Annotated in this window: 20 protein-coding genes; 13 read left to right on the top strand and 7 right to left on the bottom strand. The window is 54.4% G+C overall.

The features are described 5' to 3' along the window. The 3 genes from AAAH10_RS10170 to AAAH10_RS10160 form a co-directional block, all read right to left on the bottom strand. Entirely contained in the window at window positions 1-1,158 is a 1,158-nt protein-coding gene (locus AAAH10_RS10170; protein WP_343563132.1) for a TRAP transporter substrate-binding protein, read from the bottom strand. Between the two features lie 170 nt (window positions 1,159-1,328). Beyond that, complete coding sequence (locus AAAH10_RS10165; RefSeq protein ID WP_343563130.1) at window positions 1,329-2,087, bottom strand: aspartate/glutamate leucyltransferase; 759 nt, start codon at window positions 2,085-2,087, stop codon at window positions 1,329-1,331. A gap of 17 nt (window positions 2,088-2,104) precedes the next feature. Next, complete coding sequence (locus AAAH10_RS10160) at window positions 2,105-2,611, bottom strand: RDD family protein (RefSeq protein ID WP_343563128.1); 507 nt, start codon at window positions 2,609-2,611, stop codon at window positions 2,105-2,107. 418 nt (window positions 2,612-3,029) lie between these two features. Here AAAH10_RS10160 and AAAH10_RS10155 point away from each other — a divergent pair, with 418 nt between their 5' ends. Then, window positions 3,030-4,295 carry a threonine ammonia-lyase gene (locus AAAH10_RS10155; protein WP_343563126.1) on the top strand — a complete coding sequence of 422 codons (1,266 nt, stop codon included), beginning with the start codon at window positions 3,030-3,032 and terminating at the stop codon, window positions 4,293-4,295. Window positions 4,296-4,369: 74 nt separating this feature from the next. Here AAAH10_RS10155 and AAAH10_RS10150 read toward each other — a convergent pair whose 3' ends face one another. Then, window positions 4,370-4,846 carry a flavin reductase family protein gene (locus AAAH10_RS10150; RefSeq protein ID WP_343563124.1) on the bottom strand — a complete coding sequence of 159 codons (477 nt, stop codon included), beginning with the start codon at window positions 4,844-4,846 and terminating at the stop codon, window positions 4,370-4,372. A 294-nt stretch (window positions 4,847-5,140) separates the two neighbouring features. On the opposite strand from AAAH10_RS10150, the gene AAAH10_RS10145 reads away from it, so the two are divergent. The 3 genes from AAAH10_RS10145 (at window position 5,141) to motB (ending at window position 8,213) form a co-directional block, all read left to right on the top strand. Further along, window positions 5,141-6,103, top strand: coding sequence for a DMT family transporter (locus tag AAAH10_RS10145; protein ID WP_343563121.1), 963 nt, complete (start codon window positions 5,141-5,143; stop codon window positions 6,101-6,103). Between the two features lie 185 nt (window positions 6,104-6,288). After that, window positions 6,289-7,152, top strand: coding sequence for a flagellar motor stator protein MotA (motA, locus tag AAAH10_RS10140; RefSeq protein ID WP_343563119.1), 864 nt, complete (start codon window positions 6,289-6,291; stop codon window positions 7,150-7,152). A 59-nt stretch (window positions 7,153-7,211) separates the two neighbouring features. Further along, the gene (motB, locus tag AAAH10_RS10135; protein ID WP_343563117.1) at window positions 7,212-8,213 is read left to right on the top strand and encodes a flagellar motor protein MotB; all 1,002 of its coding nucleotides are present in this window, start codon (window positions 7,212-7,214) and stop codon (window positions 8,211-8,213) included. An 84-nt stretch (window positions 8,214-8,297) separates the two neighbouring features. Here the strand turns inward: motB and AAAH10_RS10130 are convergent, their stop codons facing one another. Both AAAH10_RS10130 and AAAH10_RS10125 read right to left on the bottom strand, forming a co-directional pair. Next, window positions 8,298-9,125, bottom strand: coding sequence for a universal stress protein (locus AAAH10_RS10130; RefSeq protein WP_343563115.1), 828 nt, complete (start codon window positions 9,123-9,125; stop codon window positions 8,298-8,300). Window positions 9,126-9,276: 151 nt separating this feature from the next. After that, window positions 9,277-9,603 (bottom strand): hypothetical protein, encoded by a 327-nt coding sequence (locus AAAH10_RS10125; protein ID WP_343563113.1) that lies wholly within the window; start codon window positions 9,601-9,603, stop codon window positions 9,277-9,279. A 395-nt stretch (window positions 9,604-9,998) separates the two neighbouring features. On the opposite strand from AAAH10_RS10125, the gene AAAH10_RS10120 reads away from it, so the two are divergent. The 5 genes from AAAH10_RS10120 to glpX all read left to right on the top strand — a co-directional run bounded on the left by AAAH10_RS10120 (window position 9,999) and on the right by glpX (window position 15,886). Further along, window positions 9,999-10,541, top strand: coding sequence for a gamma carbonic anhydrase family protein (locus AAAH10_RS10120; RefSeq protein ID WP_343563111.1), 543 nt, complete (start codon window positions 9,999-10,001; stop codon window positions 10,539-10,541). Window positions 10,542-10,742: 201 nt separating this feature from the next. Beyond that, window positions 10,743-11,864, top strand: coding sequence for an OmpA family protein (locus AAAH10_RS10115; RefSeq protein ID WP_343563109.1), 1,122 nt, complete (start codon window positions 10,743-10,745; stop codon window positions 11,862-11,864). 139 nt (window positions 11,865-12,003) lie between these two features. After that, window positions 12,004-13,206, top strand: a complete 1,203-nt coding sequence (locus AAAH10_RS10110; RefSeq protein WP_343563107.1) for an LL-diaminopimelate aminotransferase — start codon at window positions 12,004-12,006, stop codon at window positions 13,204-13,206. A 184-nt stretch (window positions 13,207-13,390) separates the two neighbouring features. Further along, entirely contained in the window at window positions 13,391-14,689 is a 1,299-nt protein-coding gene (locus tag AAAH10_RS10105; RefSeq protein ID WP_343563105.1) for a homoserine dehydrogenase, read from the top strand. 222 nt (window positions 14,690-14,911) lie between these two features. After that, window positions 14,912-15,886: a class II fructose-bisphosphatase gene (gene glpX, locus AAAH10_RS10100; RefSeq protein ID WP_343563102.1), complete on the top strand. Its 975-nt coding sequence runs from the start codon at window positions 14,912-14,914 to the stop codon at window positions 15,884-15,886. Between the two features lie 62 nt (window positions 15,887-15,948). On the opposite strand, the gene AAAH10_RS10095 is transcribed toward glpX, so the two are convergent. Next, window positions 15,949-16,899, bottom strand: coding sequence for a LysR family transcriptional regulator (locus AAAH10_RS10095; RefSeq protein ID WP_343563100.1), 951 nt, complete (start codon window positions 16,897-16,899; stop codon window positions 15,949-15,951). Between the two features lie 239 nt (window positions 16,900-17,138). Here AAAH10_RS10095 and AAAH10_RS10090 point away from each other — a divergent pair, with 239 nt between their 5' ends. The 4 genes from AAAH10_RS10090 to recJ all read left to right on the top strand — a co-directional run bounded on the left by AAAH10_RS10090 (window position 17,139) and on the right by recJ (window position 24,826). Further along, the gene (locus tag AAAH10_RS10090) at window positions 17,139-18,653 is read left to right on the top strand and encodes a CoA-acylating methylmalonate-semialdehyde dehydrogenase (RefSeq protein WP_343563098.1); all 1,515 of its coding nucleotides are present in this window, start codon (window positions 17,139-17,141) and stop codon (window positions 18,651-18,653) included. An 11-nt stretch (window positions 18,654-18,664) separates the two neighbouring features. Further along, entirely contained in the window at window positions 18,665-20,311 is a 1,647-nt protein-coding gene (locus AAAH10_RS10085) for a GMC family oxidoreductase (RefSeq protein ID WP_343563096.1), read from the top strand. A 38-nt stretch (window positions 20,312-20,349) separates the two neighbouring features. Further along, window positions 20,350-22,863, top strand: coding sequence for a CoA transferase (locus AAAH10_RS10080; RefSeq protein WP_343563094.1), 2,514 nt, complete (start codon window positions 20,350-20,352; stop codon window positions 22,861-22,863). Window positions 22,864-22,996: 133 nt separating this feature from the next. Beyond that, window positions 22,997-24,826 carry a single-stranded-DNA-specific exonuclease RecJ gene (gene recJ / locus AAAH10_RS10075; protein ID WP_343563092.1) on the top strand — a complete coding sequence of 610 codons (1,830 nt, stop codon included), beginning with the start codon at window positions 22,997-22,999 and terminating at the stop codon, window positions 24,824-24,826. Window positions 24,827-24,890: the final 64 nt, after the last annotated feature.

Here is a 24,890-nt window from a genome sequence, read left to right as displayed (position 1 = left end):
TTAGTTCCCCAGAGCGGTTGAACGCGCGGAGGTGTATTCTGATTCAGAAAGCGTGGTCCAGCGGGAGACCTTGCGACGGAATTCAAAATAGCTGTCGTAAATTTTCTTGGTGTTGGCATCACTGTTGCCAACTTCTGCAACAACTTCCTCGGAGGTTTTGCCCAGCACGTTCATGATATCCTGTGAGAACTTGCGCAGCTCGACGCCGTGCTTGGTCAGCAGTGTATCGAGTGCATCACCGTTCTTGGCGTTGAATTCTGACAGCATGTTTTCGTTTTCTGCTGCACAGGCTGCCTGAACGAGGGTCTGATGTTCAGCAGACAGACTGTCCCAGACGTCCTTGTTCAGACCACAGGACAGTGTTGTGCCCGGCTCGTGGAAGCCCGGATAGTAGTAGAACTTGGTGACCTTGTAGAAGCCAAAAGCCAGATCGTTCCAGGGGCCAACCCACTCGGTTGCATCAATCGCACCTGATTCCAGAGACGGATAGATTTCGCCACCCGGCAGGCTGACAGCCGCTGCGCCGATACGGCGCAGAACTTCACCACCCAGGCCCGGCATGCGGATTTTCAGACCCTGGAAGTCTTCGATGGAGTTGATTTCCTTGTTGAACCAGCCGCCCATCTGAACGCCTGTGTTGCCTGCTGCAAAGGCTTTGATGTTGAAACGGCCGGACAGCTCGTCCCACAGTTCCTGACCGCCGCCGTAGTTCAGCCATGCGTTCATTTCATTGGCTGTGAAACCGAATGGAACGGCAGCAAAGAAGTTGAAACCCTTGTCCTTGCCCTGCCAGTAGTACTCGGCACCGTGATACATGTCGGCTGTGCCGTTGGAGACGGCATCGAAGGATTCAAAGGGAGGCACCAGCTCGCCGGCGGCATAGAGCTTGACTTCCAGCTTGCCATCACTTGCAGAGGTGATGCGGTCTGCAAGGCGCTGTGCGCCTGTGCCCAGACCCGGGAAGTTTTTCGGCCAGGTTGTGACCATTTTCAGTTCACGCTTGCCGGTCTGTACGGCTGGCGCTTCAACCTTGGTTTCAGTCGCTGGTGCTTCCGGAGCTGTTTCTGTCTGCTTGCTTGGCTGGGTGGCAACATAGGTGGCACCGGCGCCAACAACCAGACCAGTCGCTGCACCTGTTAGAAAGTCTCTGCGATTCATATGGGCGTCTCCCTGTGAAGGTCACTCTTCTTTGAAAACAACTGAGAGTGTAGACCCCAATCATGGGATCATGATCAGGGCCATATTCTTAAAAGGTTTTTGATAGGTTAAGGATAAGTGAAGCTCAACCCGGACGCAACAGATTCAGCTCATATCTATCGGAATTGTAATTATTTTTCACTCTGAAGAGGCGACCACTGCCCCTTGAGGAAGACTTCTGCAGGCTGGAAGTTGGCTTTGTAGGTCATTTTGGGAGAACTGGGGATCCAGTAACCCAGATAGACATAGGGCAAATCGCGTTTGCGTGCTTCCTCTGCCAGACGCAGGATCATGTAGCCGCCCAGACTGCGCCGGGTTTCATCGGGATCAAAGTAGCTGTAGACCGCAGAATAGCCATCGAAAACCTGATCGATCAGACAACTGCCCAGAAGCTTTCGGGTTTCGGTCTGTTCCGACCCTTGTTCGACTTTCCCGCCGTCAGGGAGGATAAAATCGAGCAGTGCCGTTTTTATCGGGCTCTCCAGTATCATACTTTCGAATTCTGTCCGCCCCATGTCGGCCATGCCGCCGTCAAGATGACGTCCGGAGACATAGCGCCGGAAGAGGGCATAATCGCTTTCATCCAGAAAGAAATCCCTTTTGCCCACCCAGCGAAAGCGCGTTTCAAGATCGCGGTTTTTGTTTTTTATACGCCTCTGGGTCTTGCTGAGCTTCAGCTGCTCGACAGGAATGCGCAGGGAAAGGCAATAGCCGGGGTCTTCATAAAGGGACTTGTAGACATAGTCGTGCTGTCGGCGAAAACCGGAATGGATCAGAACATCGTATTGCTCCGTTCCGTTATCAGGATAGAGCTTACAAAGGATTTTCTGTTCCTGAACGGAAGGATCATAGGCACAGGGCGCGGGTGGGGTCGTGTTGAAAACCTGCACTGTTTTTTCTCGCGTGTTCAGGCGTCGATGACACCATCATCCTCTTCACGGATCACGATTGTGCCGGAAAGGATTTCATGCAGGGTGCGCCGTTGATCATTCAGGAGCATGACAACAAGGATCAACCCGGATGTGGCAGGAACCGTAACGTAGAAGATGACGGTATTGATCGCGGCTTCAAGAATTGAAACCGGGCGTCCGTTGTCGTGGCGCAGCATCTTGAGTCCGACAAAGGACATGCCGGGTGTGCGTCCTTTCTGGGCCAGAAACCAGCTGTGATAGGCGACCGGAAGCAAAATTGCAGCAAGGGCTGTCAAAGGCGCAAGCAGGCCGAACGAGAGAACGTTCAGTATGGAGGCTGCAATTGCGAAAATAGCGGCAATGACAAAGAGAATGCAAAGGTCGATGATGTAGGCCACAAGTCGTGAAAGGGGCACACCATCCGGCTTGACAGTCTCTCCGAAGGGAACTGTGCCGGAATTGCTTTCTTTGGAGCCGAGGTCGAGTTCAGGTAGTTTTGACATAACCAGAGAATTGGGGAGTTGCGTTCATTTTTCAAGAGATTTTCATACAAGGGATGAAAAGCGGGCCAGATCACCTGAAAGCCGGAAGCTGCGAAACAGGAGGCTGTTTCAATTGAAGAGTGGCAGAGCCCTGGAGAGGAGAATGATGCCGCCGAGCACCATGAGGCTCCAGAATATGATAAGATCCTTGCGCATTAAGGTAATCCTGTTTTGTTTCGTCACTCGTGTTTTTGACTTTACCTATCATGGAAAGCAAGAAAAAGCTGGTTGACAGGTTTGGCTTGTGGCATTTGGACGCGAGGACATGACTTGAGAAAAACTAATTCGGCAGAGACCTGACGTTCTTGGTCAAGGCGCTGAAAAAAAGAAAATGCAAAAGATCGACTAGGGAATACGGTGGAACAGGAAAGGCATCGGTGTGTCATACAAGGATCTTTCAGAAGCAGAACTGCTGAAACAGGTCACAATCGACGATATCAGGAAGGCGCAGGAGTCCATCCGTGGCGGAGTGGTCAGAACTCCATTGATCCACGCTGTGCGCCTGTCCGAACTCCTGGGATTTGACCTTTATCTCAAGCTGGAAAATCAGCAATTTACAGGGTCTTTCAAGGATCGTGGCGCTCTGTACCGCATGCAGAACCTGACGGATGAGCAAAAGCGCAAAGGCGTGATCGCCATGTCTGCGGGCAACCATGCGCAAGGTGTCGCGCTGCATGCACGCAATCTGGGCGTGCCGGCTACGATTATCATGCCTGAAGGCGCGCCGTTCTCCAAAATCGAGAGAACCCGTCAGCTGGGTGCAAAGGTCGAACTTTTCGGGGACACGCTGGATGATTCCAGAGTACGGGTCGACGAGATTATTGCAGAGACAGGGATGACCTTTGTCCACCCCTATGATGATCCCTATGTTGTCGCAGGGCAGGGGACGATCGGTCTCGAGATGCTGGAAGACCAGCCGGACCTGGACGCCGTTGTCGTGCCGATTGGTGGCGGTGGAATTCTCTCCGGTATCGCAACAGCCATCAAGGCTGCCAAACCCGATGTGAAGTTCTACGGTGTTGAGGCCTCTCTCTATCCCTCCATGTCCCAGGTGCTTGATCACCAGCCAGCAACATCGGGTGGTTCAACCATGGCCGACGGTATTGCTGTCAAGGAGCCGGGTTTTATCACCAGAACGCTGATCAGGGAATATGTGGAGAAGATCTTCCTGGTGTCAGAGGCGGAAATCGAGACGGCCATTCTGACCCTTGCAGAAGAGCAGAAGATTGTTTCCGAAGGTGCTGCAGCAACAGGTGTTTCCGCCCTGCTGGCCAATGCTGAACAGTTCAGGGGCCAGAAGGTTGCGACAGTGATCTGCGGCGGAAACATTGATGCCCGCCTGTTGTCGGGTCTTTTGATGCGTGGTCTGATGCGCAGCAACAGACTGGTTCGTATCCGGACGGAAATGGTTGATCAGCCGGGGCTGCTTGCCCTGATTTCATCGGTGATTGGCAAGAGCCGTGGCAACATTATCGATGTGATGCATCAGCGTCACTATTATGATGTTCCGGCCAAGCTGGTCGAGATTGATTTTGTCATCGAGACACGCGATCTGGATCATGTGCACGAAATCATCGCCAGACTGTCCGATGAGGGCATTGGTGCCCGTGTGCTTTCCCTTTCCAGCCAGGATCCGAATGCCTGAGCCTGATATGCTGAAAAAGGCGTTCTCCTGACAGGGAAAACGCCTTTTTTGTCTTGTGCAGGAATTTTCCGGGATCAGGACGCCAGAGAAGCGTATCCGCCTTTTGCATAGAGAAGCGGAGAACCTGCCTCGGCCTTTTCGTAGGATTTGACTTCACCGATCATGATGACATGGTCCCCGGCCTCGACACGCTTGAAGACTTCGCAGTCGAAGCTGGCAAGGGAGCCGTCAATCACCGGAGCGCCTGTTTCCATCGTGCGGGTCTGTACCTTGGACCAGCGATCTTCCTCAAAGGCAAAGGCGTTTGAAATGGCCTGTTGCTCTTCGGACAGGATGTTGATGGCAAAGTTTTCGTTTTTCATGAAAGCCTTGTAGGCATTTGCAGACTTGTCGATGCAAAAGAGGATCAGTGGAGGTTCCAGGGAGACCGAGCTGAAGGAGTTGGCGGTCAGCCCGTTGAGGGTGCCGTCCTCGGAACGTGTTGTCACAACAGTTACACCTGTTGCGAAAGCGCCAAGCGCAGAGCGGAAGTCTCTCTTGTCAAATGCCATTGGGGGTCTCGTTTGTCGTCACACTTTTTGTGATTACCGAATGATCCGGGGATCCCGGTTTAAAATCAGTCCGGTTCGGAATAATGGCAACCTAGCTTTAAAACGTGACTGAAAACAGCTCTTTTTGTTCAAAAAGAACCATTCTTACGTATTTGGTTGACCTTTTCTGTCGTCTTTGCCACAGACTGAGTGGACTGTGGTGTCCCTTTGAAGGAATTCACAGCGCGTTCACAACAATCCAGCTTATTGAACAATGCGGTTTTTGCGACTGTATTGGGACAGGAGTGCGAAGCCTTGACCCGTTTTCAGGCCAATCTGCTGCTTATGGTGGCGGCGACAATCTGGGGTTCGACCTTTTTCTTCCAGCATCAGGCAATGGATGCAATGGGCCCGCAGCTCTTTACAGCCTGTCGCTTTTTGCTGGGCGGGTTGTTTGTGGTGCCTTTTGCCATGCGCGAATGCAGAAAGCTGAGAGAACAGCGTCAGGCAAATCCGACAGAGAAACATGGAAAGGGCGAGCGTCTCTTTTCCACCATGGACTGGGGTCTGATGATTGTTGTCGGACTTTTCATCTTTATGGGAACGATCCTTCAGCAGATTGGTATTATCTACACAACAGTCACAAAAGCCGGTTTCCTGACGGCAATCTATGTGCCGCTGGTTCCGATCATGGGGTATCTGTTTTTCAGGGACAAACCTCATTTTCTCGTTGTCTTTGCTGTCCTGTCCAGTTTCTTCGGAACGTTCCTGCTGAGCGGGGCTGATCTGGGGATGTTCCTTTCCCTGTCGCTGAACAAGGGGGATGCCTATGTGATGGCGTCTGCGCTTTTCTGGGCGGCCCATGTGCTTGTTCTGGGCCGGGTTGCCGTGCGGGTCGGATCGCCTCTTACCCTGGCGGCAACGCAGTTTCTGGTCTGTGCTGTTATCTCGGGTGTCTTTGCCATTGCAACCGAGGAAATCAGCTGGGCTGCCATTGTGGAAATCTGGCCGATGATTGCCTATGCCGGGATCGGGTCTGTCGGCATCGCCTTCACATTGCAGGTTGTCGGGCAGGCGCATACGCAGGCAACCGATGCCGCAATTATTCTGAGTATGGAAACTCTGGTTGCGGCCCTTTGCGGCGCCCTGTTCCTGAGTGAGCGTCTTACGGCGCTGGAATTCCTTGGCTGTGCCTTGATTTTCTCTGCGGTTCTGATTGTCGAGGTTCTTCCACTGGTTTTGAGGAAACTGCGCAAGAAAGCGGTTCCCCAAACCTGATCTGCCTTGAGGTTTTCAGGATATTAACGTTTTGTTCCGGTTGCAGGCAGCCGGAACAAGGGTTTGTTTTCCATGAAAAAAAGCTGAACTGTTGCTGATGGACAACTGTGCGGGATTTAAGGAGTTTTTAACCTTGTTCCCACATTATGTTGGAGAATGAAAATCTCCAGATTTGGCAGGGTTCTATGAAAGTACTCATAGGTATTATTATCGTATCGGCGTGTGTTTTTGGTGGTTACGGCGCGGCTGGCGGTCCGCTTGGCGTTTTGTGGCAGCCTTTTGAGTTTGTCATCATTCTGGGCGCTGGCCTCGGTGCGATGATCATTACAAACACCGGCACAACCTTGAAGGCCTGTGGCGGTGCCTTTGGACGGATGTTCAAGGGGCCAAAGTACAAAAAGGAAGACTACCTCGAGCTTCTGTGCCTGCAGTATCAGATCTTCAAGCTGGCAAAAACCAAAGGAATGCTGGCGCTGGAGCAGCATGTCGAGAACCCGCACGAATCAAGCCTGTTTCAGGAGTTCCCGAAGTTTCACAGCGATCACCATGCTGTGGAATTTGTCTGTGACTATCTGCGTCTGGTGAGCCTTGGTGCCGACAAGGCGCACGAGATCGAGAACCTGATGGACCAGGAACTGGAAATTCACCATGAGGAAGAGGCCAATATCGGTGGCGCAATTGTAAACATGGGTGATTCCCTGCCTGCGCTGGGGATTGTCGCGGCGGTTCTCGGGGTGATCTACACCATGGGTTCCATTTCCGAGCCTCCGGAAGTCCTTGGTAAGCTGATTGGTGCGGCCCTTGTCGGAACCTTCTCCGGGATTCTGGCCTCTTATGGCTTCGTCTCTCCGATGGGGACCTTCTACGGGAAGATCGCAGAAGAGGATTCCGTCTACTACAACTGTCTGAAAGCCGGTTTGCTTGCCTTTATCGCAGGAAACCCGCCAACAGTGTGTGTCGAGCATGCGCGCAAAATGATTATGTCGCATACCCGGCCAACCTTCTATGAAGTTGAGGAAGCAGCAAACGCCTTGCCGGCACCGGCTTGAGCCGAGGCCTGCCTCTCAATTTGTCTTTGCAGAATTTATAAGTATTTCAGAGTATCGAGATGGCCGACGAACAAGGCGATATCATTATCAAGAAGGTCAAGAAAGGCCACGGCGGACACCACGGTGGCGCCTGGAAGATTGCCTATGCTGACTTCGTAACGGCGATGATGGCCTTCTTTTTGCTGCTGTGGCTTTTGAATGCGACCACAGAGGAACAGAAAGAGGGGATCGCAGACTATTTTTCTCCGTCCACCCAGATTTCTAAAACCACAAGCGGATCTGACGGTTTGCTGGCCGGGCAGTCTGCTGCCAGCAAGGGAGCACTTGTTTCAAGTCTGTCCAATATCGGGATCGAAATGAACCTTCCGCCGGAGGAAGAGGAAACAGATGCCGAGGATGAAAAGGACAGTGAAGGCGCGAATGCGGGCGATGAAGGGGAACTTGAAAGTGGCCCGGAAACGGATTCCGGCGCAGCCTCTGACGAGCAGTTGAAGCAGTATCAGGAAGAGCAGCAGCAGATCCAGTTTGAAGAGACTGCCGAGGCGCTCCAGGTGGCGATCGATGCAAACCCGGAGCTGGAAGGGCTGGCGGACAACATCCTGATCGATGTGACGCCCGATGGTCTGCGGATCCAGCTTGTGGATGAGGAGAACACCTCCATGTTCCCTTCTGGTTCTTCCAATATGGCAGAGAAAACAGAAGTTCTGATGGGGCTTGTTGCAGACGCGATCAAGGACCTGGAGCAGAAGGTACGGATTTCCGGTCATACCGATGCGACGCCTTTTGCGGCAAACAATGGTTTCAGCAACTGGGAGCTTTCAGCAGAACGTGCAAACGCGAGTCGTCGCGCCTTGATCAAGGGTGGTCTTGCCACGGACAGGATTGCCTCTGTTGTCGGTCTGGCTGATACCGAACCCTTTGTCGAGGAGGATCCCTATTCTCCTACAAACCGCAGGATTTCCATCACCTTGCTGAAAGATACAATTCCTGTGCCGGATCAAATCAAAAACCCGCAAAAGCAGCGGGACAGTGATTTCCAGAGCCTGGATCTGGATTCCTGAGCGGAGACCGACAAACCCGAATGGCAAAAGGCCGGAAGAGAAGAGCTTCCGGCCTTTTTGTATGGGGGGTATCTGCTTGCGCCCCTAGTGGGACAGCAGAACCGGAATTTTGGATTTCTTCACCAGATAGCGGGTCAGACCCATGAAGAAATCGCGCAAACGGCTGTGTGTGAAGGCGCCGATGACGATCAGATCGCAGTTTTCCTTTTGTGCCAGCTTGTGAATGGCTGAGCCGGAAGAGCTGTCATCCTTGACATGAGGCAGGAGCGAGACATTGACGCCGTGGCGTTTCAGGTAGTTCTCTGCCTCGTGAAGGGAAGGGGTGTCGTCCTTGCTGCTCTGAACGGAAACCAGCAGAACCTCGTCGGCGTCCTGCAGCATGCAAAGGGAATCGCGAACGGCACGCAGGGACTCCCGTGTGCTCCTCCAGACAACCAGAATGCGGGTGGCAATGCTTCGGGAGGTGTCGAACTCGCGGGGAATCATCAGGGTTGGCAGGCCACTGTGAAGAGCCAGTTCTTCCGTCAGGTGGGCGCGGAACCGGTCTTCGAAGTGTTCCATCTCCGGCTGGCTGGCGATGATGAGATCGGCAGCATGTGCCTTTTGCGTCATGAGCTTGAGGTGATCGCCTTCCTGTGTGGACCAGAGGTGTTCAATCCCCTCCTTGTCACAATAGTCGTCGAATTCCTTTTCCAGGGCCCGCGCCGTTTTTTCTGCAGCCTTGTGCGTATCAATCAGAAATTGAACCGAGGCGCCGCGGCCATAGATTTCTGCGGGCATTCCTGTGGGCGTGGTGATGAAGAGGGCGTGGATCAGTGCGTCACTGCGTTTGGCAAGAACCTTGGCGATATCCAGGCGGCGTGTGTGTTCATCGTCATTGGCCAGATGAACAAGGATGGATTTCAAACTCATTTTGACCCTCTGCTGGCGTTTGGTTGTCTTGTGGTAATTTATAGGACAACTTTGCCGCAACCGCAAAGGGCATCACGGAAAAAACTGTGATGGGGAGTGCAACTCAGGGATGCGAAAAACTCAGATCAAATCTGTCAGGAGGAAAATGAAATCAGGCCGGGTACCACTGATTGCAGAGCTGGGGTCCGCGCGCCTGGCGATTCTTTGAGGTGCCGAGCTTGAGCATCTTTCTGGAACTGCGCTCCAGTTCGCGGATGTGGCTTTCTGGAACACCGGACCGGGCCAGTTTCTGACGCGACGTGCGGGCCGCCTGTTGGTGGTTGTCCGCCTTGCTGGATGAATTCAGAGCCTGATAGGCTCCGGCCAGGCAAACCTGTTGCTGATACCATCTTGGCTCGTTGAACGCCTGCGCCGAGGAAACGGCCAGACCAAAAGCCAGAGCAAGAGTGGTAGAGAAAACAACAGTCGTCTTACGCATTACAGTACAAGTCCTTAAGGGGCCGATATGAAACCGGCCGTCACATCTGGTGGGCCTGAAGTGTAGGTATCAAGGCTGGAAGAAGCTCCTCGCCGACCGAAAAATGATGCGAACCCGAAGCCTTTGTCTGTTTTGCAAAGATGTCCGGATTCGAACAGATTTCTGCCTTTTTCAAGCTTTCTTATATACTGGGATACAAGGTTTGAAAAATGGTTAATGACGTCGCAGAGAGCTTTTGCGATATCTTTTTTGTGACCTCATTTGTGACGGGCTGAGAGCAAACTCGCTATTTTGCTACCTGAAACTTTTGATTTATTCTGAAGAAAGACCTGTGTGGGCAAGGCGGCTGTGATAATCTTTCCTGCACACAATGACGTAAACGACAGAGTAGAGATATGGCGAAGATCATTCCTTTTTGCGGTGTCATGCCGCGCATTTCTCCGGATGCCTTTATCGCGGAGGATGCCGTGATTATCGGTGATGTGGAAATCGGTCCGGAATCGTCAATCTGGTTCGGTTGTGTTTTGCGGGGGGATGTCAATGCCATCAGGATTGGCCGTCGCACCAATATTCAGGACGGAACGGTTATTCATGTCGATTCCGACAAGACAGGTGCGGACTACCGTGAGTCCGGGGGCGGGCATCCGACGATCATCGGTGATGATGTCACAGTTGGGCACATGGCTCTTCTGCACGCCTGTGTGCTGGAGGACAGATCCTTTGTCGGCATGCGTTCTGCGGCAATGGACCGTTCGGTCGTGTCATCGGGTGGAATGCTGGCCGCAGGTGCCTTGCTGACACCGGGCAAAAGGATACCGGCCGGGCAAATCTGGTCGGGTTCTCCGGCAAAGCTTTTCAGGGAAATGAGCGAGGCTGAACAGGCCTATATCAAGACCTCTGCGGATAATTATTGGACTTTGGCGCAAAAATACATGTAAACCTAAAGGGAAGGGGCGTTTCCGGAATCGGGGGGACAGGCGGCTCAGCAAAGACTTTTTTCTCGCTGAAAGATGAAAAGTTCTTTTTTTGCCGTTTGTTAAGCATTTTAATGTTAGTCAGCCTGTGATACGAAATGACCTCTGTCCAAAGGGACGGATTGTTAAATGATGCATGAGAATAGGCAACGGGTAGGCTTGAAAATGAAGAATTCGCTGCGCTGGTTGGGGTTGATCACTTTGCCAATTATGGTGTCGGCGTGTTCAACATCCGTACCTGATTGGGCTGATCCTACAGAATGGTTTGAAGACAGCCCCGAGAATGCGCCAGAGCGTGTGACCAATGCAGAAGAAGCCGTTCCTGCTGCTGACTTCCCAAATCTTGCGACTGTACCGGGCGAGGCGCCAAGCGTTTCTGCCGATGCCCTGCGTGAGCAACGCCAGCAGGGCCTGATTGCGGATCACGGCAATGCCGAGTACAGCAACGAGCCTCTGACAGCCAACTCCACACTGGTTGCGCCGGCACCTGCGCCGGATGCGCCGGCAGCACCGGTTCTGGCACCGGTGACAGCCGCGCCGTCTGCAACTGTCACTCCGTCTGCACCGGCAGCTCCTGCAGCTCAGGCCGCTAACGGATCTGCGCCGGCGGTCAACCAGGTTGTGCGTTCACAGTCCCAGCAGGCTCCAGTACCGGCTGCTCAGAACTATGGCGGTACCACCGTTATTTCATCCGGCGGAACATCCGGCAGTAATGGTTTGCCACCGGCATTCCCGAATGGTGCGCCATCTGCCTATGCTGCTGCGCCATCCGGTCCGACATTCAACACACCCAGCTGGGCCGCGACTTCTCCGGCCTATCAGCAGGGGCGTGTTTCACCATATCAACAGGGCTATCAGCCCCAGTACCAGCCACAGACCTATGCAACAGCAACGCAGTCCGGGTTCCTGCCATATGGCGGTGCCGTTCTGCCATCCGGTCGTCTGGTGGCTGTCATCTACTTCGATCACGGTTCTGCGAATCTGGACGGTCGCGACCGCAACGTGCTGCGTGATATCGCAACACTTTATGGTCAGACTGGCGGACAGGTCCGCGTTGTTGGTCACTCGTCTTCACGGACACAGCTGACAGACCTTTCAACCCACCAGCAGGCCAACTACCAGATTTCCGAAGCACGAGCACGAGCGGTGAGCTCTGTCCTCGCGGGGCAGGGTATTCCGGCGCAGCTCATCGCCACCGAGGCACGAGCGGACAGCAATCCGGTTTTCCACGAGTTCATGCCAACAGGGGAAGCCGGAAACCGCCGCGTGGAGATCTATCTGAACTGATCTCCTGATCTTTTCCTGAGCAAACAGGAAAAAGCGCGGCACCTGAAACAGGATGCCGCGCTTTTTTTGTTCGGGACATTTGTGCCGAACGCTGTAAAGTCCCATCCCACAACCTTTCTTTATGATATCCGAGGCTTTCATGGATAACGAATTTCACAGAATCAAACGCTTGCCCCCCTATGTTTTTGCAGAGGTGAATGCCCTGAAAGCCAAAGCGCGAGCCGAAGCCCGTGATATTGTTGACTTTGGTATGGGGAATCCGGATCAGCCTCCTCCCCAGCATGTGATTGCCAAGCTGGCCGAGGCAGCGGCCAACCCGCGCACGCATGGCTATTCAACATCCCGCGGTATTCCCGGCCTGCGCAAAGCGATCTCTGCCTATTACGAGCGTCGTTTCAATGTGGACATCTGTCCGGAGACGGAAACCATTGCGACAATTGGCTCCAAGGAAGGGCTGGCAAACCTGGCACAGGCAATCACCAGCCCGGGTGACATCATCCTGGCGCCGAACCCGAGCTATCCTATCCATGCTTTCGGTTTCATCATTGCCGGGGCGGCCATTCGTTCCATCCCGATGCTGGATGAGACCGACTTCATGGAACAGCTGGAGCGGGCCGTTCGCCACTCTGTGCCAAAGCCCCTGGCGATTATCCTGAACTATCCGTCCAACCCGACGGCCCGGGTTGTTGATCTGGATTTCTACGGGCAGGTTGTGGACTTCTGTCGTCACCACGGCATCTATATCATTTCCGACCTCGCTTATGCCGAAGTCTATTTTGATGACTTTGCGCCGCCGTCCATTCTGGAAGTGCCGGGTGCCAGAGATATTGCCGTCGAGTTTCTGTCGATGAGCAAGACCTATTCCATGGCGGGCTGGCGCGTTGGTTTCTGTTCCGGAAACAAGAAGCTTGTTTCTGCTCTGACGCGGGTGAAATCCTATGTGGACTATGGTGCGTTCACGCCGATCCAGGTGGCTGCGACAGCGGCGCTGAACGGTCCGCAGGACTGTGTGGATGAAATGCGTGCCCGTTATCGCGGACGCCGGGATGTGCTGATCAATGGTCTGGCTGCCGCGGGCTGGGATGTCCCAAGTCCTCCTGCGACCATGTTTGCCTGGGCACCGCTTCCCAAAGAGTTTGCCCACATGGGGTCCCTTGAATTTTCCAAGCTTTTGCTGGAGGAGGCAGAAGTGGCTGTGGCACCGGGTGTCGGCTTTGGCGAATATGGTGAAGGATATGTTCGTCTGGGTGTTGTCGAAAACGAGCAGCGTATTCGTCAGGCTGTGAAAAAGATCAAGGGGATGATGGGGCGCAAGGAAGAAATTCTGGAACGTCTCTCCTGAGTTATCCGAAGCCGTCATCAGGCAGGAGGAAAGCTCCTGTTTAAGTGATACTGCTTATGAAAAAAACTGTTGCGCCACTCCATGATGAACTTTAGTTCTCTTTGGACTGAAAAGACTTCTATTCTGTGGTGCAGCAGTTTTTTGTGCCATCTGATCCGTTCTTGTGTAATTGGGATATCTAAACGTGAGCAAAGCTTTCAAAATTGCCATCGCCGGACTGGGGACTGTAGGTGCAGGAACCGTAAAGCTGATCCAGAGTAACCTTGAACTTCTGCGTCGCCGCTCCGGACACGATATCGAAATTGTCGCTGTGTCTGCGCGAAGCAAAAAGGATCGCGGCGTCGATCTCTCCTCCATGCAGTGGTTCGATGATGCTGTCGAAATGGCACGCACGGTGGATGCCGACCTGGTGATGGAACTGATCGGTGGCTCCGAAGGCATTGCCAGGGATGTTGTCGAGACGGCTCTTGGTCGCGGACTGCACGTCATCACAGCCAACAAGGCTCTCCTTGCTCACCACGGCGCTTCGCTGGCACGTCTGGCTGAGGAAAAGGGTGTAAGTCTTGCCTATGAGGCCGCTGTTGCCGGTGGCATTCCGATCATCAAGGGACTGCGTGAAGGGCTGGCGGCCAATGGTGTCAGTAATGTCTACGGTATTCTGAACGGCACCTGTAACTATATCCTGACCAATATGAAGGAAACAGGTCGCGATTTTGAGGAGGTCCTGAAAGAAGCCCAGGATCTTGGCTATGCAGAAGCAGAGCCAAGCACTGATGTTGACGGTTTCGATGCCTCCCACAAGCTTGCACTGCTGTCCTCTCTGGCCTTTGGTGTCGAAGTGGACTTTGACAATGTCTACATTGAGGGCATTCGCAACGTCAGCTCCACCGATATCGCCGCTGCGACCGATCTTGGTTACAAGATCAAGCTGCTGGGCATCACCAAAATGGTTGATGGCAAGCTGTCCCAGCGCGTCCACCCCTGCATGGTCGAGGAAGATGCTGCCATTGGTCAGGTCGACGGTGTTCTGAATGCTGTTGTCTGTAACGGTGGTGATCTGGGCTATGCCTTCTTTGAAGGTCCGGGTGCCGGTGCCGGCCCGACTGCTTCGGCTGTGGTTGCCGATCTGGTCGATATTCTGCGCGGCCTTCGCCTGCCGGTCTTCGGCATTCCGTCCTCTGATCTGAACAAGGCGGAAAATCAGGAGATTGTCGAGCGTTTTGGTGCCTATTACCTGCGTCTTACCGTCAGGGACCAGCCGGGCGTTATTGCGGATGTCACAGCAATCCTGCGCGATCATTCCATCTCTGTGCGTTCCATGATCCAGCGCAACAGCAATCCGGGCAAGAATGTCTCTGTGATCATTACAACGCACGACGTTGCCGAGCGGGACATGCGCAAGGCGATTGATGCCATCAATGCTCTTGAAGCCAATGCCGAGCCGGTCAACATGATCCGTATTGCGAATGTACAGATGATCTGATTTCTTTGCTCTTTGACAGTAAAGTGATTTAAAAAGGCCTGTGAGGATTGCTGATAAGCGCTTCTTGCAGGCCTTTCAGCTTGCCCGAAATAGACGAATAGGGTATCAGACCCCGAAACAGCCCTGTGGTAACAGTCTGAAGTCAGATCTGATCGCCTCGCATAATCGGGCTTTCCCTTCCTGATGCTGGAAAACAGCACACCCAATTCAGAGGATCAGACTATGGAACGCAATCTTGCTCTGGAAACTGTTCGCGTCACAGAAGCAGCCGCTCTGGCTTCTTCCCGCCTTGTCGGCAGTGGCGATGAAAAAGCGGCTGACCAGGCTGCTGTCAATGCAATGCGCGATGCGCTCAATGGTCTGAACATCGACGGTACTGTTGTCATCGGTGAGGGCGAGCGTGATGAAGCACCGATGCTGTTCATTGGCGAGAAGGTTGGCAAGGGAACCGGTCCGGGTGTTGATATTGCACTGGACCCGCTGGAAGGGACAACACTGACAGCCAAGGGTGGCCCGAACGCGATGTGCGTGATTGCCATGGCAGAGTCCGGTAACTTCCTGAATGCACCGGACACCTACATGAACAAGATTGCTGTTGGTGGCGATCTGCCGGATAACGTGGTTGATCTTGATGCCTCTCCGGCCGAGAACCTCAAAAACCTTGCACTGGCAAAGAAATGTGATGTGAGCGAGCTTGTTGCCTGCATCATGGACCGTCCCCGTCACGAGGAACTGATTGCGAAAACCCGCGAAGCCGGTGCGCGTATCGTTCTGATCGGCGATGGTGATGTGGCTGGTGCTCTGGCGACAACCAATCCTGAGTCTGTTATCGACATTTACATGGGCACCGGTGGTGCTCCGGAAGGTGTTCTGGCTGCGGCAGCGCTGCGTTGCACAGGTGGACAGTTCCAGGGACGTCTGGTTTTCCGCAACGATGACGAGGTTGCCCGTGCCAAGCGCTGGGGGATCGAGGACCTGAACCGCAAGTATGACATTCACGATCTGGCCAGTGGCGATGTCATGTTCGTTGCGACCGGCGTGACCGATGGTCAGTTGCTGCGCGGCGTTCGTCTGTTGCCGGGTGGCCGTGCGACAACCCAGTCCATCGTCATGCGCTCCAAAACCGGTACTGTGCGGACTGTTGATGCCCAGCACAACTTCGGTGTGAAAACATGGTACAAGCATCTGGTTGAATAAGCCGGATCATATTGCTGCGATTTCAAAAGGCCTCCCGATTTTTCGGGAGGCCTTTTTGCTGGCTACGGTGACGTGTTCTGTTCCAGTGAATAGGGCTGGTGGCTCCAGAGTTCCTCCAGCAGTTCAAAAACGGCTTTGATGGCTGGATCATTCCGGCGATTTTTCGGGGTGATGAAGCTCATATCGCACGGAACATGGACTTTTTCTGAAACAATGAGACCATGGGCCTGTTGCTCCCGCAGGGCAATGGACTCCCGACAGAGGCTCAGACCGATACCCGAGCGGACCATTTCGAGCATGGACGCTTCCTGATCCACCAGGGCCACGATATTGAGAGAGGCCTTCAGGGGTTGCAGCTCCCGCTCGATCAGGCGGTGGTGGACAGACTGGCTGTGTGTTCCGATCCAGGGGAGTCTGGACAGTTCCGGCCAGTCGAGCTGTTTGATCGCGCTGTCCCAGCCTGGGGGTGCAACAACACAGTAGCGAAACCGGGCCAGAGATGAGACGTGGAACTCTTTTTCATCGGGGTGTTCCGGATTGCCTTCACTCTGTGGACCGCTCAGATAAAAGCCGACATCCAGCTGCTTGCGCTGGATGCGTTCAAGCACTTCTCCGCTCATCCCGTGCAGGAGTTCGATCTGTAAGTCCGGATAGGTTTCGACCAGCCGGACCAGAAACTGGCCCAGACGAATAAACTCCGGGTCAATGATCGTTCCGATCCGCAACTTGCCGCTGATGCGTCCTGCTCTGCGTTGTGCGCTTCTCTGGAAATCGGAAAGTGCCGATAGAACCTGTTCCGCCCGGCTCAGAAGCTGGGCCCCGTCCTGTGTCAGTTTCAGACCGGATGACGTGCGGTCAAATAGCGTCAGGCCCGTTTCTTCGGACAGGCGTTTGAGCTGGTGACTGACTGCGGGCTGGGTGATGTGCAGGGTCTCTGCTGCGCGGGAGACACTGCCATCCCGGGCGACCGCGACAAAAGCCATCAGTGTATTGAGATTGGTGATTTTGCTCATATAAAAAACACTAATATATCTCTGTACCATTCGTCATTGGATTTTTCTGAAAGCTTTTGCAAATCTTGTTTTGTTCACACAGGCAGAAGATGTGAGAGGCTGGAATCCCATTAAAATTGGTAATGGGGTCCCCTCTGCATCCTTGCCTGTCTGTGAAAAGGAAATTCCGGAACTGAACAGACATGACAGGTCAGGGCTGGTGACTGCCTTGACGACAAAGACAGGAAAGTGATGACAGGATGAGCCAGACAGCCGATAGCCTTTTGCAGATTGACAACCATGTCAACGGAGCAGGTCTTGAAACCACTTCGGGGAAACGTCAGGACGTCTTCAATCCCGCGACAGGAGACGTCAGAGCGTCTGTGGGACTTTCTTCTGCAGAAGACGTAAATGTTGCCGTTGCAGCCGCGAAAAAGGCTTTTCCGGCCTGGTCTGAAACCTCACCGATCAAACGTGCCCGCCTGATGTTCCGTTTCCTGTCGCTGCTGCAGGACAACAAGGACAAGCTGGCCGAGGTGATTACGACCGAGCATGGCAAGGTCTTTTCCGATGCGCGAGGAGAGGTTGAGCGCGGTATTGATGTTGTCGAGTTTGCCTGCGGTATTCCCCAGCTTCTGAAAGGGGACTATTCGGACCAGGTTTCCACAGGGATGGACAACTGGACATTCCGGCAGCCTCTGGGGGTTGTTGCCGGAGTGACACCTTTCAATTTCCCGGTCATGGTGCCGGCCTGGATGTATCCGGTTGCCATTGCTGCCGGAAACACTTTTGTTCTCAAGCCAAGCCCGACGGATCCGACTTCAAGTCTGATGATTGCCGATCTGATGAAACAGGCAGGCTTTCCGGATGGTGTCTTCAATGTGGTTCAGGGCGACAAGGTTGCTGTGGATGCGCTGATAGAGCATCCCGATGTCGAGGCCCTGTCTTTTGTCGGATCAACCCCGATTGCGAACTATATCTATGAAAACTGCGCAGCCAGGGGGAAACGTGTTCAGGCTCTTGGTGGAGCAAAGAACCATCTTGTTGTCATGCCTGATGCCGATATGGACAAGGCCGTTGATGGGCTGATCGGTGCAGCCTATGGCTCTGCCGGTGAGCGCTGCATGGCGATCTCTGTCGCTGTGCTCGTTGGTGAGGCGGCTGATCGCATCATGCCAAAGCTGACAGAGCGTGCGATGGCGTTGCGCATTGGTTCCGGCATGAACGAGGCCAGTGAAATGGGGCCGATCGTAACCGATGCAGCACGATCGCGCATTTCAGGTTATATTGATGTCGGTGTGTCGGAAGGGGCAGAGCTTCTGGTTGATGGCCGCAGCTTGCAGGTTCCGGGATTTGAGGATGGGTTCTTTCTGGGAGCAACGCTGTTTGATCAGGTGACACCGGAGATGAAAATCTACCGGGAAGAAATCTTTGGGCCGGTTCTCTGCTGTGTGCGGGTGGACAGTCTGGATGAGGCGATTGATCTGATCAACAGACACGAATTCGGTAACGGCACAAGCTGTTACACCAGAAACGGTCATGTTGCGCGCACCTTTGGGCGCCGTATCCAGGTCGGCATGGTCGGCATCAATGTTCCCATTCCGGTCCCGATGGCATGGCAGGGTTTTGGTGGCTGGAAAAAGTCTCTCTTCGGGGACATGCATGCCTATGGTGAAGAGGGTGTGCGTTTTTACACCAAGCAGAAGTCCATCATGCAAAGATGGCCTGCAGACATGGAAGACGGCGCAGAGTTCTCCATGCCTGTTGCCAGATAACGGGGCTGTAAATGGATAACACCTTTGATTACATCGTTGTTGGTGCGGGGACGGCAGGCTGCCTCCTCGCCAACCGTCTGTCTGCCGATCCGGACAAGCGTGTTCTGCTTCTGGAAGCAGGAGGCAAGGACAACTATCACTGGATCCATATTCCGGTCGGTTATCTGCACTGTATCAACAATCCGAGAACGGACTGGCTGTTGCGGACAGTTGAGGAAAAGGGCCTGAACGGGCGCTCTCTGATCTACCCGCGCGGGCGGGTTCTGGGGGGCTGCTCCTCGATCAACGGTATGATCTACATGCGCGGACAGGCGCGGGATTATGATGGCTGGGCCAATCTGACAGGGGAAAACGGGTGGTCCTGGTCGGCCTGTCTGGAAGATTTCAAGGCTCATGAAGACAACTATCGCCTGGAAGGTGAAAAGGCTGTTTCGGATGATGATCTCCATGCCGGAGGCGGGGAATGGCGCGTTGAAAAGCAGAGACTGAACTGGGAAATTCTGGATGCCTATGCTGCGGCAGCCAACGAAGCCGGTATTCCTGCGACGCCTGATTTCAATTCCGGAGACAACACAGGGACGGGTTACTTCGAGGTGAACCAGCGTTCCGGCTGGCGCTGGAATTCCTCCAAGGCCTTTCTCAATCCTGTAAAGGACCGGAAAAATCTTGAAATCCGGACAAATGCGCAGGTCAAAAAACTGCGCTTTGACCGGGATGAAAATGGACAGAAGGTCTGTGTGGGTGCGGATTTGATCTGGAACGGGCAGGACACATCCGTTCAGGTCAGGGGTGAAATGATCCTGAGTGCCGGTGCCGTGAACAGTCCGGCCATTCTGCAGTATTCCGGTGTCGGGGATGCAGAATACCTGCAGCAGCAGGGAATCCGGCCTGAACATGAACTGCCCGGTGTCGGCAGGAACCTGCAGGATCATTTGCAGCTGCGTACGATCTATCGTGTCGAGGGCGTCAAGACGCTCAACGAGATGGCGGGGTCCCTGCACGGGAAGGCCCGGATCGGGCTTGAATACCTCCTGAAGCGATCCGGGCCCATGAGTATGGCGCCTTCACAGCTGGGGATTTTTACCAGAAGCGCGCAAGGGCAGGAGCATGCCAATATTCAGTTCCACGTCCAGCCGCTCAGCCTTGAGGCCTTCGGACAACCCCTGCACCCCTGGCCCGGGATTACATCCAGTGTTTGCAATCTGAATCCGACCAGCCGCGGGACAGTGCTGGTCCGGGGGAATGATTCCATGAAGCCACCGGAGATCGCACCCAACTATCTCAGTACCGATGAGGACAGGAAGGTTGCCGCTGACTCTATTCGCATGGCGCGCAAAATTGCAGAGCAGCCGGCTCTGGCACAGTACAATCCGCAAGAGGTCAAACCGGGATTGTCCTATGAAAGTGACGAGCAGCTTGTCACTGCAGCAGGTGACATCGGTACAACGATTTTTCACCCTGTCGGAACGACGAAAATGGGTCGTGCAGATGATCCGATGACTGTCGTGGATTCCCATTTGCGCGTTATGGGGATCAGGGGATTGCGCGTGGTCGATGCGGGAATTATGCCGACGATTGTCAGTGGCAATACAAATTCACCCACGCTTATGATTGCTGAAAAGGCGGCGTCCTGGATCAGGGCGGAAAACCGGGCCTGAGAACCCGGCAGAAATGATTGACTCTGGGAGGAGTTGGAATGAACAGCAAGGCCGATTCAAAACTGCCGCTCAAAGGCGTGAAGGTCGTTGATTTCGGGCAATTCATTGCAGGGCCTGCAGTGGGAATGCTTTTGGGGGATCTGGGGGCAACTGTGGTGCACGTCGATCCGCCTTCCGGTCCGTTCTGGGACAATCCGGCGAATGCCGTTCTGAACAGGAACAAGCTGATTGTCTCGCTTGACCTGAAAACACGGGACGGTCTCGACAAGGCCCGGGCGCTTTGCCGTGAAGCAGATATTGTGATTGAAAACTTCCGTCCCGGAAAGCTGAGCCGTCTGGGTCTGGATTTCGCAGAAATGCGCAAGCAGCGTCCGGAACTGATCACGCTGTCGATCCCCGGTTTTGCCTCCGACGATGCAGAGCGCCGGGAACTGAAGGCCTATGAAAGCATCATTGCAGCCAGTTCCGGTGTCTTTACAGATATGGGGCTGAACCGTGTTCTTCTGGGGATCAATCCGTCCTTTTCTCCGCTTCCACTGGCTTCTGCCTATGGTTCCATGATGGCGGCCTCAAGTGCTGTTCTGGCCTTACAGGCCCGTCAGGTGACCGGGCTTGGGGACCAGATCGAAGTACCGCTGGCTGCCGCGGTCATGGAAGGGCTCTGCTACAACTCACTGAAGCTTGAAGGCATGCCCCGGCGTTATCTGACCCAGCGGGAGGTCGAGATTGACCGTCGCCGGGATGCCGGGCTGGCGATGGACATGTCCTATGAGGATCTGCAGGAGCTTCTGGATCCCTTCTATCGCAGTTACATGTGCAAGGACGGACGGATGTTCTATGTTGTCTGTCCCAGCCACAAACATCATGCCAGGCGCTGTTTGCAGGCACTGGGTATCTATGACGAGCTGATTGCGGAAGGTTTGAACGAGCAGGACAACACCTATCTGCCGGTTTCGCAATGGGAGTCCGACACATCCCTTGGTGTCTATCCCATGCCGAAGAAGTGGGCAGACATTATTGCTGAACGCATGAAAAGGGTTTTTCTGACGAGAACCTCCCAGGAATGGCAGAAGGTCTTTGGCAAAACAGGAATTCCCGGTGCGCCTCAACGCTGGCTGCAGGAATGGATTCACGATGACTATGCCGAAATGTCCGGCCTGATGATCGAAGTGGACGATCCTGTCTATGGCATGATGATCCAGCCGGGTCCTGTTGTCTGGCTGGAGGAAAGTGGTGAGGAGGCTCTGAAACCGGCGCCGCGGCAGTGGGTCGAGTTTGACGAGGCTCTTTCGAGCTTGCAGGCAATCCGGACAGAGCTTCTGAAGCCCCGGCAAAGTGATGACAAATCCGGCTGGATGTCAGGTGTGCGCATTCTCGATCTCTGCAATGTCATTGCCGGACCACACTCTGCCTGTTATCTGGCGCGCTTCGGAGCTGAGGTGATCAAACTGGAACCGGCCACACCGCTCTATGACAGCTGGAACACAGTGATCTATGGCATGTCCCAGATGCGGGAAAAACGCTCGGTTCTGGCCGATATTACAAGCGAGAAGGGGCGTGAATTTTTTGAAAAGCTGGTTGCGGGTGTCGATATTATTGTCTGGAATGCGACCGACACGCAGATTCGGAAAATGGGCCTGGATGAACAGAGCCTGAAAGCCATGAACCCGGATGCCATTTTCTGCAAGCTGGACTGTTTTGGCGGGGTCAGGCATGGCACGCGCACGGACTATATCGGTTACGATGATCTGGTTCAGGCTTCGACCGGTATCATGATGCGTTTTGGCGGAGCGATGGACCGACCTGAAGAGCATGCTCATGTTGGAACCATTGATGTCATGTGCGGTTTTGGCGGAACACTGAGCATTGCGGCAGCGCTTTACCAGAAATACACAACAGGGCGGATCGGACGTGGACGAACATCCCTGTCAGCCAACAGTGGTCTGCTTCAGGTTCCTTTCTGTTATGACTACAGGGGCAGAGGACTGTTTGATGAACCCTCCGGCCCGGATATTACCGGCTATGATGTCTGTCACCGGTTCTATCAGACAGCTGATGGCGAGTTTCTGATGCTCAATGCCTATGGCGATGATGCCCACAGGCTTGAGAAACTTTCGGGCTTTGAGGAGCTGGCTGGGCTGGAGCCGGAAAAACGCGATGTGCATATGGTCGCGGTTTTTGCCCGTGACACGGCTTCAAACTGGGTGTCGCGCCTTGCCGAGGCCGATATTGCAGCCGTCGTATTTGACAATCTGGACAGTCTGCGCAGCCGGTACAGCCGTGAGGCGGATGGAACGCCCGGAACGGATCGGGGGAGCTATTCCTTCTCGATTTACAGTGATCATCCGAGCGGGCACGTTGTTACACAGCTTGATCCCTATGCTGTCAGGTCGAAGCGGGCAGTTGTCAGGGCTCTGAGGCCTCCTGAAAAGTTCGGAACCTCGACCCGGGCGGTGTTGTCAGAGTTCGGCTATTCGGACCGGGATATTGAAGCGCTTCTGCAATCGGGCGATGTCAGTGAAAGCTGGAGCGAGGAATACCTGCCAAGCTGACAGGAACCCGGATTTTTGTACAAAAGGCACAGGCTTTTTAGGCTCTGTGCCTTTTCTTTTGGTGTGATCAGCGCGATGATGCTGCGGAGTGAAAAACAGATAACCGATTCCCCTAACGAGAGGATGCCCTTTCATGACACTTCAGGCTGACCAGACCGGTTCCGGTGATATCCCGGTACGTTCCTGCTTTCTGGGGGTGGAAAGCTCTCTTCTGGGGAAGCGCTGGGAAGAGCGTCTGGGGGCTGAAGGATCAGGGGATGAGCGCCATGCCCTGTTGCTCACCCAACGTCTGAACCTGCCGGAAATTATCGGACGGGTGCTGGCCGGACGCGGGGTTTCCCTGGAAGAGGCCGAAAATTTTCTGAACCCGACTCTGCGGGACTTTCTGCCTGATCCGTCGCGTTTTCAGGATATGGACAAGGCAACGGCGGCTGTGGCCTCGGCTCTGGAAGCGGGACAGAAGGTTGCAGTTTTCGGGGATTACGATGTCGACGGGGCAACCTCCACAGCCTTGATTGTTCGTTATTTCAGAGGGCTGGGGCGCGATCTCGCTGTGCATATTCCCGACAGGATTGCAGAAGGTTATGGGCCAAATCTTCTGGCGATGGAAAGCTTCAGAAAGCAGGGTTGTGGACTGGTTCTGACTGTGGATTGCGGAACCACGGCTTTTGAGGTTCTGGAAGAAACCCAGAACTCCGGTCTTTCTGTTGTGGTTCTGGATCACCACGAGGCAGAGCCGAAACTTCCGGCTGTAACCGCTCTGGTCAACCCCAACCGTCAGGATGAAGACCGGAAGTACGGCAATCTGGCTGCTTGCGGGGTGGTCTTCCTGTTCCTGATCGGCCTGAACAGGGAGTTGCGCAACAGGGGCTTTTTTGAACAGCAGGGTATGAAGGAGCCAAACCTGATGGCTCTGCTGGATCTTGTGGCGCTGGGAACAGTCTGTGATGTGGTGCCACTTACCGGTCTGAACAGGGCCTATGTTGCGCAGGGGCTGAAGCTGATTGCCCGGCGCAGCAATGCCGGGATCGTTGCCCTGAGTGATCTTTCCGGCTTGAAGGAGCGCCCTGATGCGGGGCATCTCGGCTTTTCCCTTGGACCACGTGTTAATGCCGGGGGGCGTGTGGGGGAGGCATCTTTGGGCGCGCGCCTGCTTTCCAATGACAATGCATCCGAAGCCGAGGCTATGGCGCAACGGCTGGACAAGATGAATGATGCCCGCAAGGAGCTGGAGGATTCTGTTTTGCTGGCTGCGCTGGATCAGGCCGAGCAGCAGGAACACAGAGGTTGCGTGATCGTTGCGGGGCAGGGGTGGCATCCGGGTGTGATCGGTATTGTCGCCAGTCGTTTGAAAGAACGGTTTAATCTTCCGGCGCTGGTGATTGCCTTTGATGAGCATGGTGTTGGCAAGGGTTCGGGGCGCTCTGTCCCCGGTGTGGATCTGGGAGCCGCCGTTATTGCCGCGCGCCAGCAGGGTTTGCTTGAGGCTGGGGGTGGCCACGTGATGGCAGCCGGTCTGACAGTCTTGCAGCCGTCCTTTGCCGGGTTCACAGCTTTCATGCAGGAACGCCTGGACAAGGCTCTCATCCAGGCCTCCTATGTCCCGACACTGGGCGTGGACGGCGCGCTTTCACCCAGTGGTGTGTCGGCTGATCTGGTGGATTTGCTGGAAGCCTGCGGTCCCTATGGCACAGGCAATGCCCAGCCTCGTTTTGTTCTGCCGTCCGTGCGCGTCGTGCGTCCGTCTGTGGTCGGGGAAAAGCATGTCCGCTGTATTCTGACCGGTCAGGATGGTGCCTCTATCAAGGCGATTGCTTTCAGGTCTCTGGATACAGAGCTGGGGCAGAAGCTTTTGAACACGCGTTCCCTGCCTTTGCATGTTGCCGGGAAACTCAAAAAGGACACCTGGGCTGGACCGGATGGTGTTCAGCTGATTGTCGAGGATGCTGCAGAAGCATCCTGATTCGGAACGCTGAAACGATTCTCCCTGTCTTATCAGTGGTCTGCTTAGATTCCGGGCCGGATGT

Origin of the sequence: Carbonatibacter coralli, from assembly GCF_039592655.1 — a bacterium.
Lineage (GTDB): Bacteria > Pseudomonadota > Alphaproteobacteria > Kiloniellales > Kiloniellaceae > Carbonatibacter > Carbonatibacter coralli.
This window is presented reverse-complemented; position numbering and strand designations above follow the sequence as displayed.

Bases quoted from the DNA above. Each gene is read 5' to 3' on its own strand.
- AAAH10_RS10125 (WP_343563113.1), bottom strand. From the start codon at position 9,603: ATGCGTAAGACGACTGTTGTTTTCTCTACCACTCTTGCTCTGGCTTTT.
- AAAH10_RS10080 (WP_343563094.1), top strand. From the start codon at position 20,350: ATGAACAGCAAGGCCGATTCAAAACTGCCGCTCAAAGGCGTGAAGGTC.
- AAAH10_RS10115 (WP_343563109.1), top strand. From the start codon at position 10,743: ATGAAGAATTCGCTGCGCTGGTTGGGGTTGATCACTTTGCCAATTATG.
- AAAH10_RS10150 (WP_343563124.1), bottom strand. From the start codon at position 4,846: ATGGCATTTGACAAGAGAGACTTCCGCTCTGCGCTTGGCGCTTTCGCA.
- AAAH10_RS10130 (WP_343563115.1), bottom strand. From the start codon at position 9,125: ATGAGTTTGAAATCCATCCTTGTTCATCTGGCCAATGACGATGAACAC.
- glpX (WP_343563102.1), top strand. From the start codon at position 14,912: ATGGAACGCAATCTTGCTCTGGAAACTGTTCGCGTCACAGAAGCAGCC.
- AAAH10_RS10160 (WP_343563128.1), bottom strand. From the start codon at position 2,611: ATGTCAAAACTACCTGAACTCGACCTCGGCTCCAAAGAAAGCAATTCC.
- motA (WP_343563119.1), top strand. From the start codon at position 6,289: ATGAAAGTACTCATAGGTATTATTATCGTATCGGCGTGTGTTTTTGGT.
- AAAH10_RS10085 (WP_343563096.1), top strand. From the start codon at position 18,665: ATGGATAACACCTTTGATTACATCGTTGTTGGTGCGGGGACGGCAGGC.
- AAAH10_RS10170 (WP_343563132.1), bottom strand. From the start codon at position 1,158: ATGAATCGCAGAGACTTTCTAACAGGTGCAGCGACTGGTCTGGTTGTT.
- AAAH10_RS10110 (WP_343563107.1), top strand. From the start codon at position 12,004: ATGGATAACGAATTTCACAGAATCAAACGCTTGCCCCCCTATGTTTTT.
- AAAH10_RS10095 (WP_343563100.1), bottom strand. From the start codon at position 16,899: ATGAGCAAAATCACCAATCTCAATACACTGATGGCTTTTGTCGCGGTC.
- recJ (WP_343563092.1), top strand. From the start codon at position 22,997: ATGACACTTCAGGCTGACCAGACCGGTTCCGGTGATATCCCGGTACGT.
- motB (WP_343563117.1), top strand. From the start codon at position 7,212: ATGGCCGACGAACAAGGCGATATCATTATCAAGAAGGTCAAGAAAGGC.
- AAAH10_RS10120 (WP_343563111.1), top strand. From the start codon at position 9,999: ATGGCGAAGATCATTCCTTTTTGCGGTGTCATGCCGCGCATTTCTCCG.
- AAAH10_RS10090 (WP_343563098.1), top strand. From the start codon at position 17,139: ATGAGCCAGACAGCCGATAGCCTTTTGCAGATTGACAACCATGTCAAC.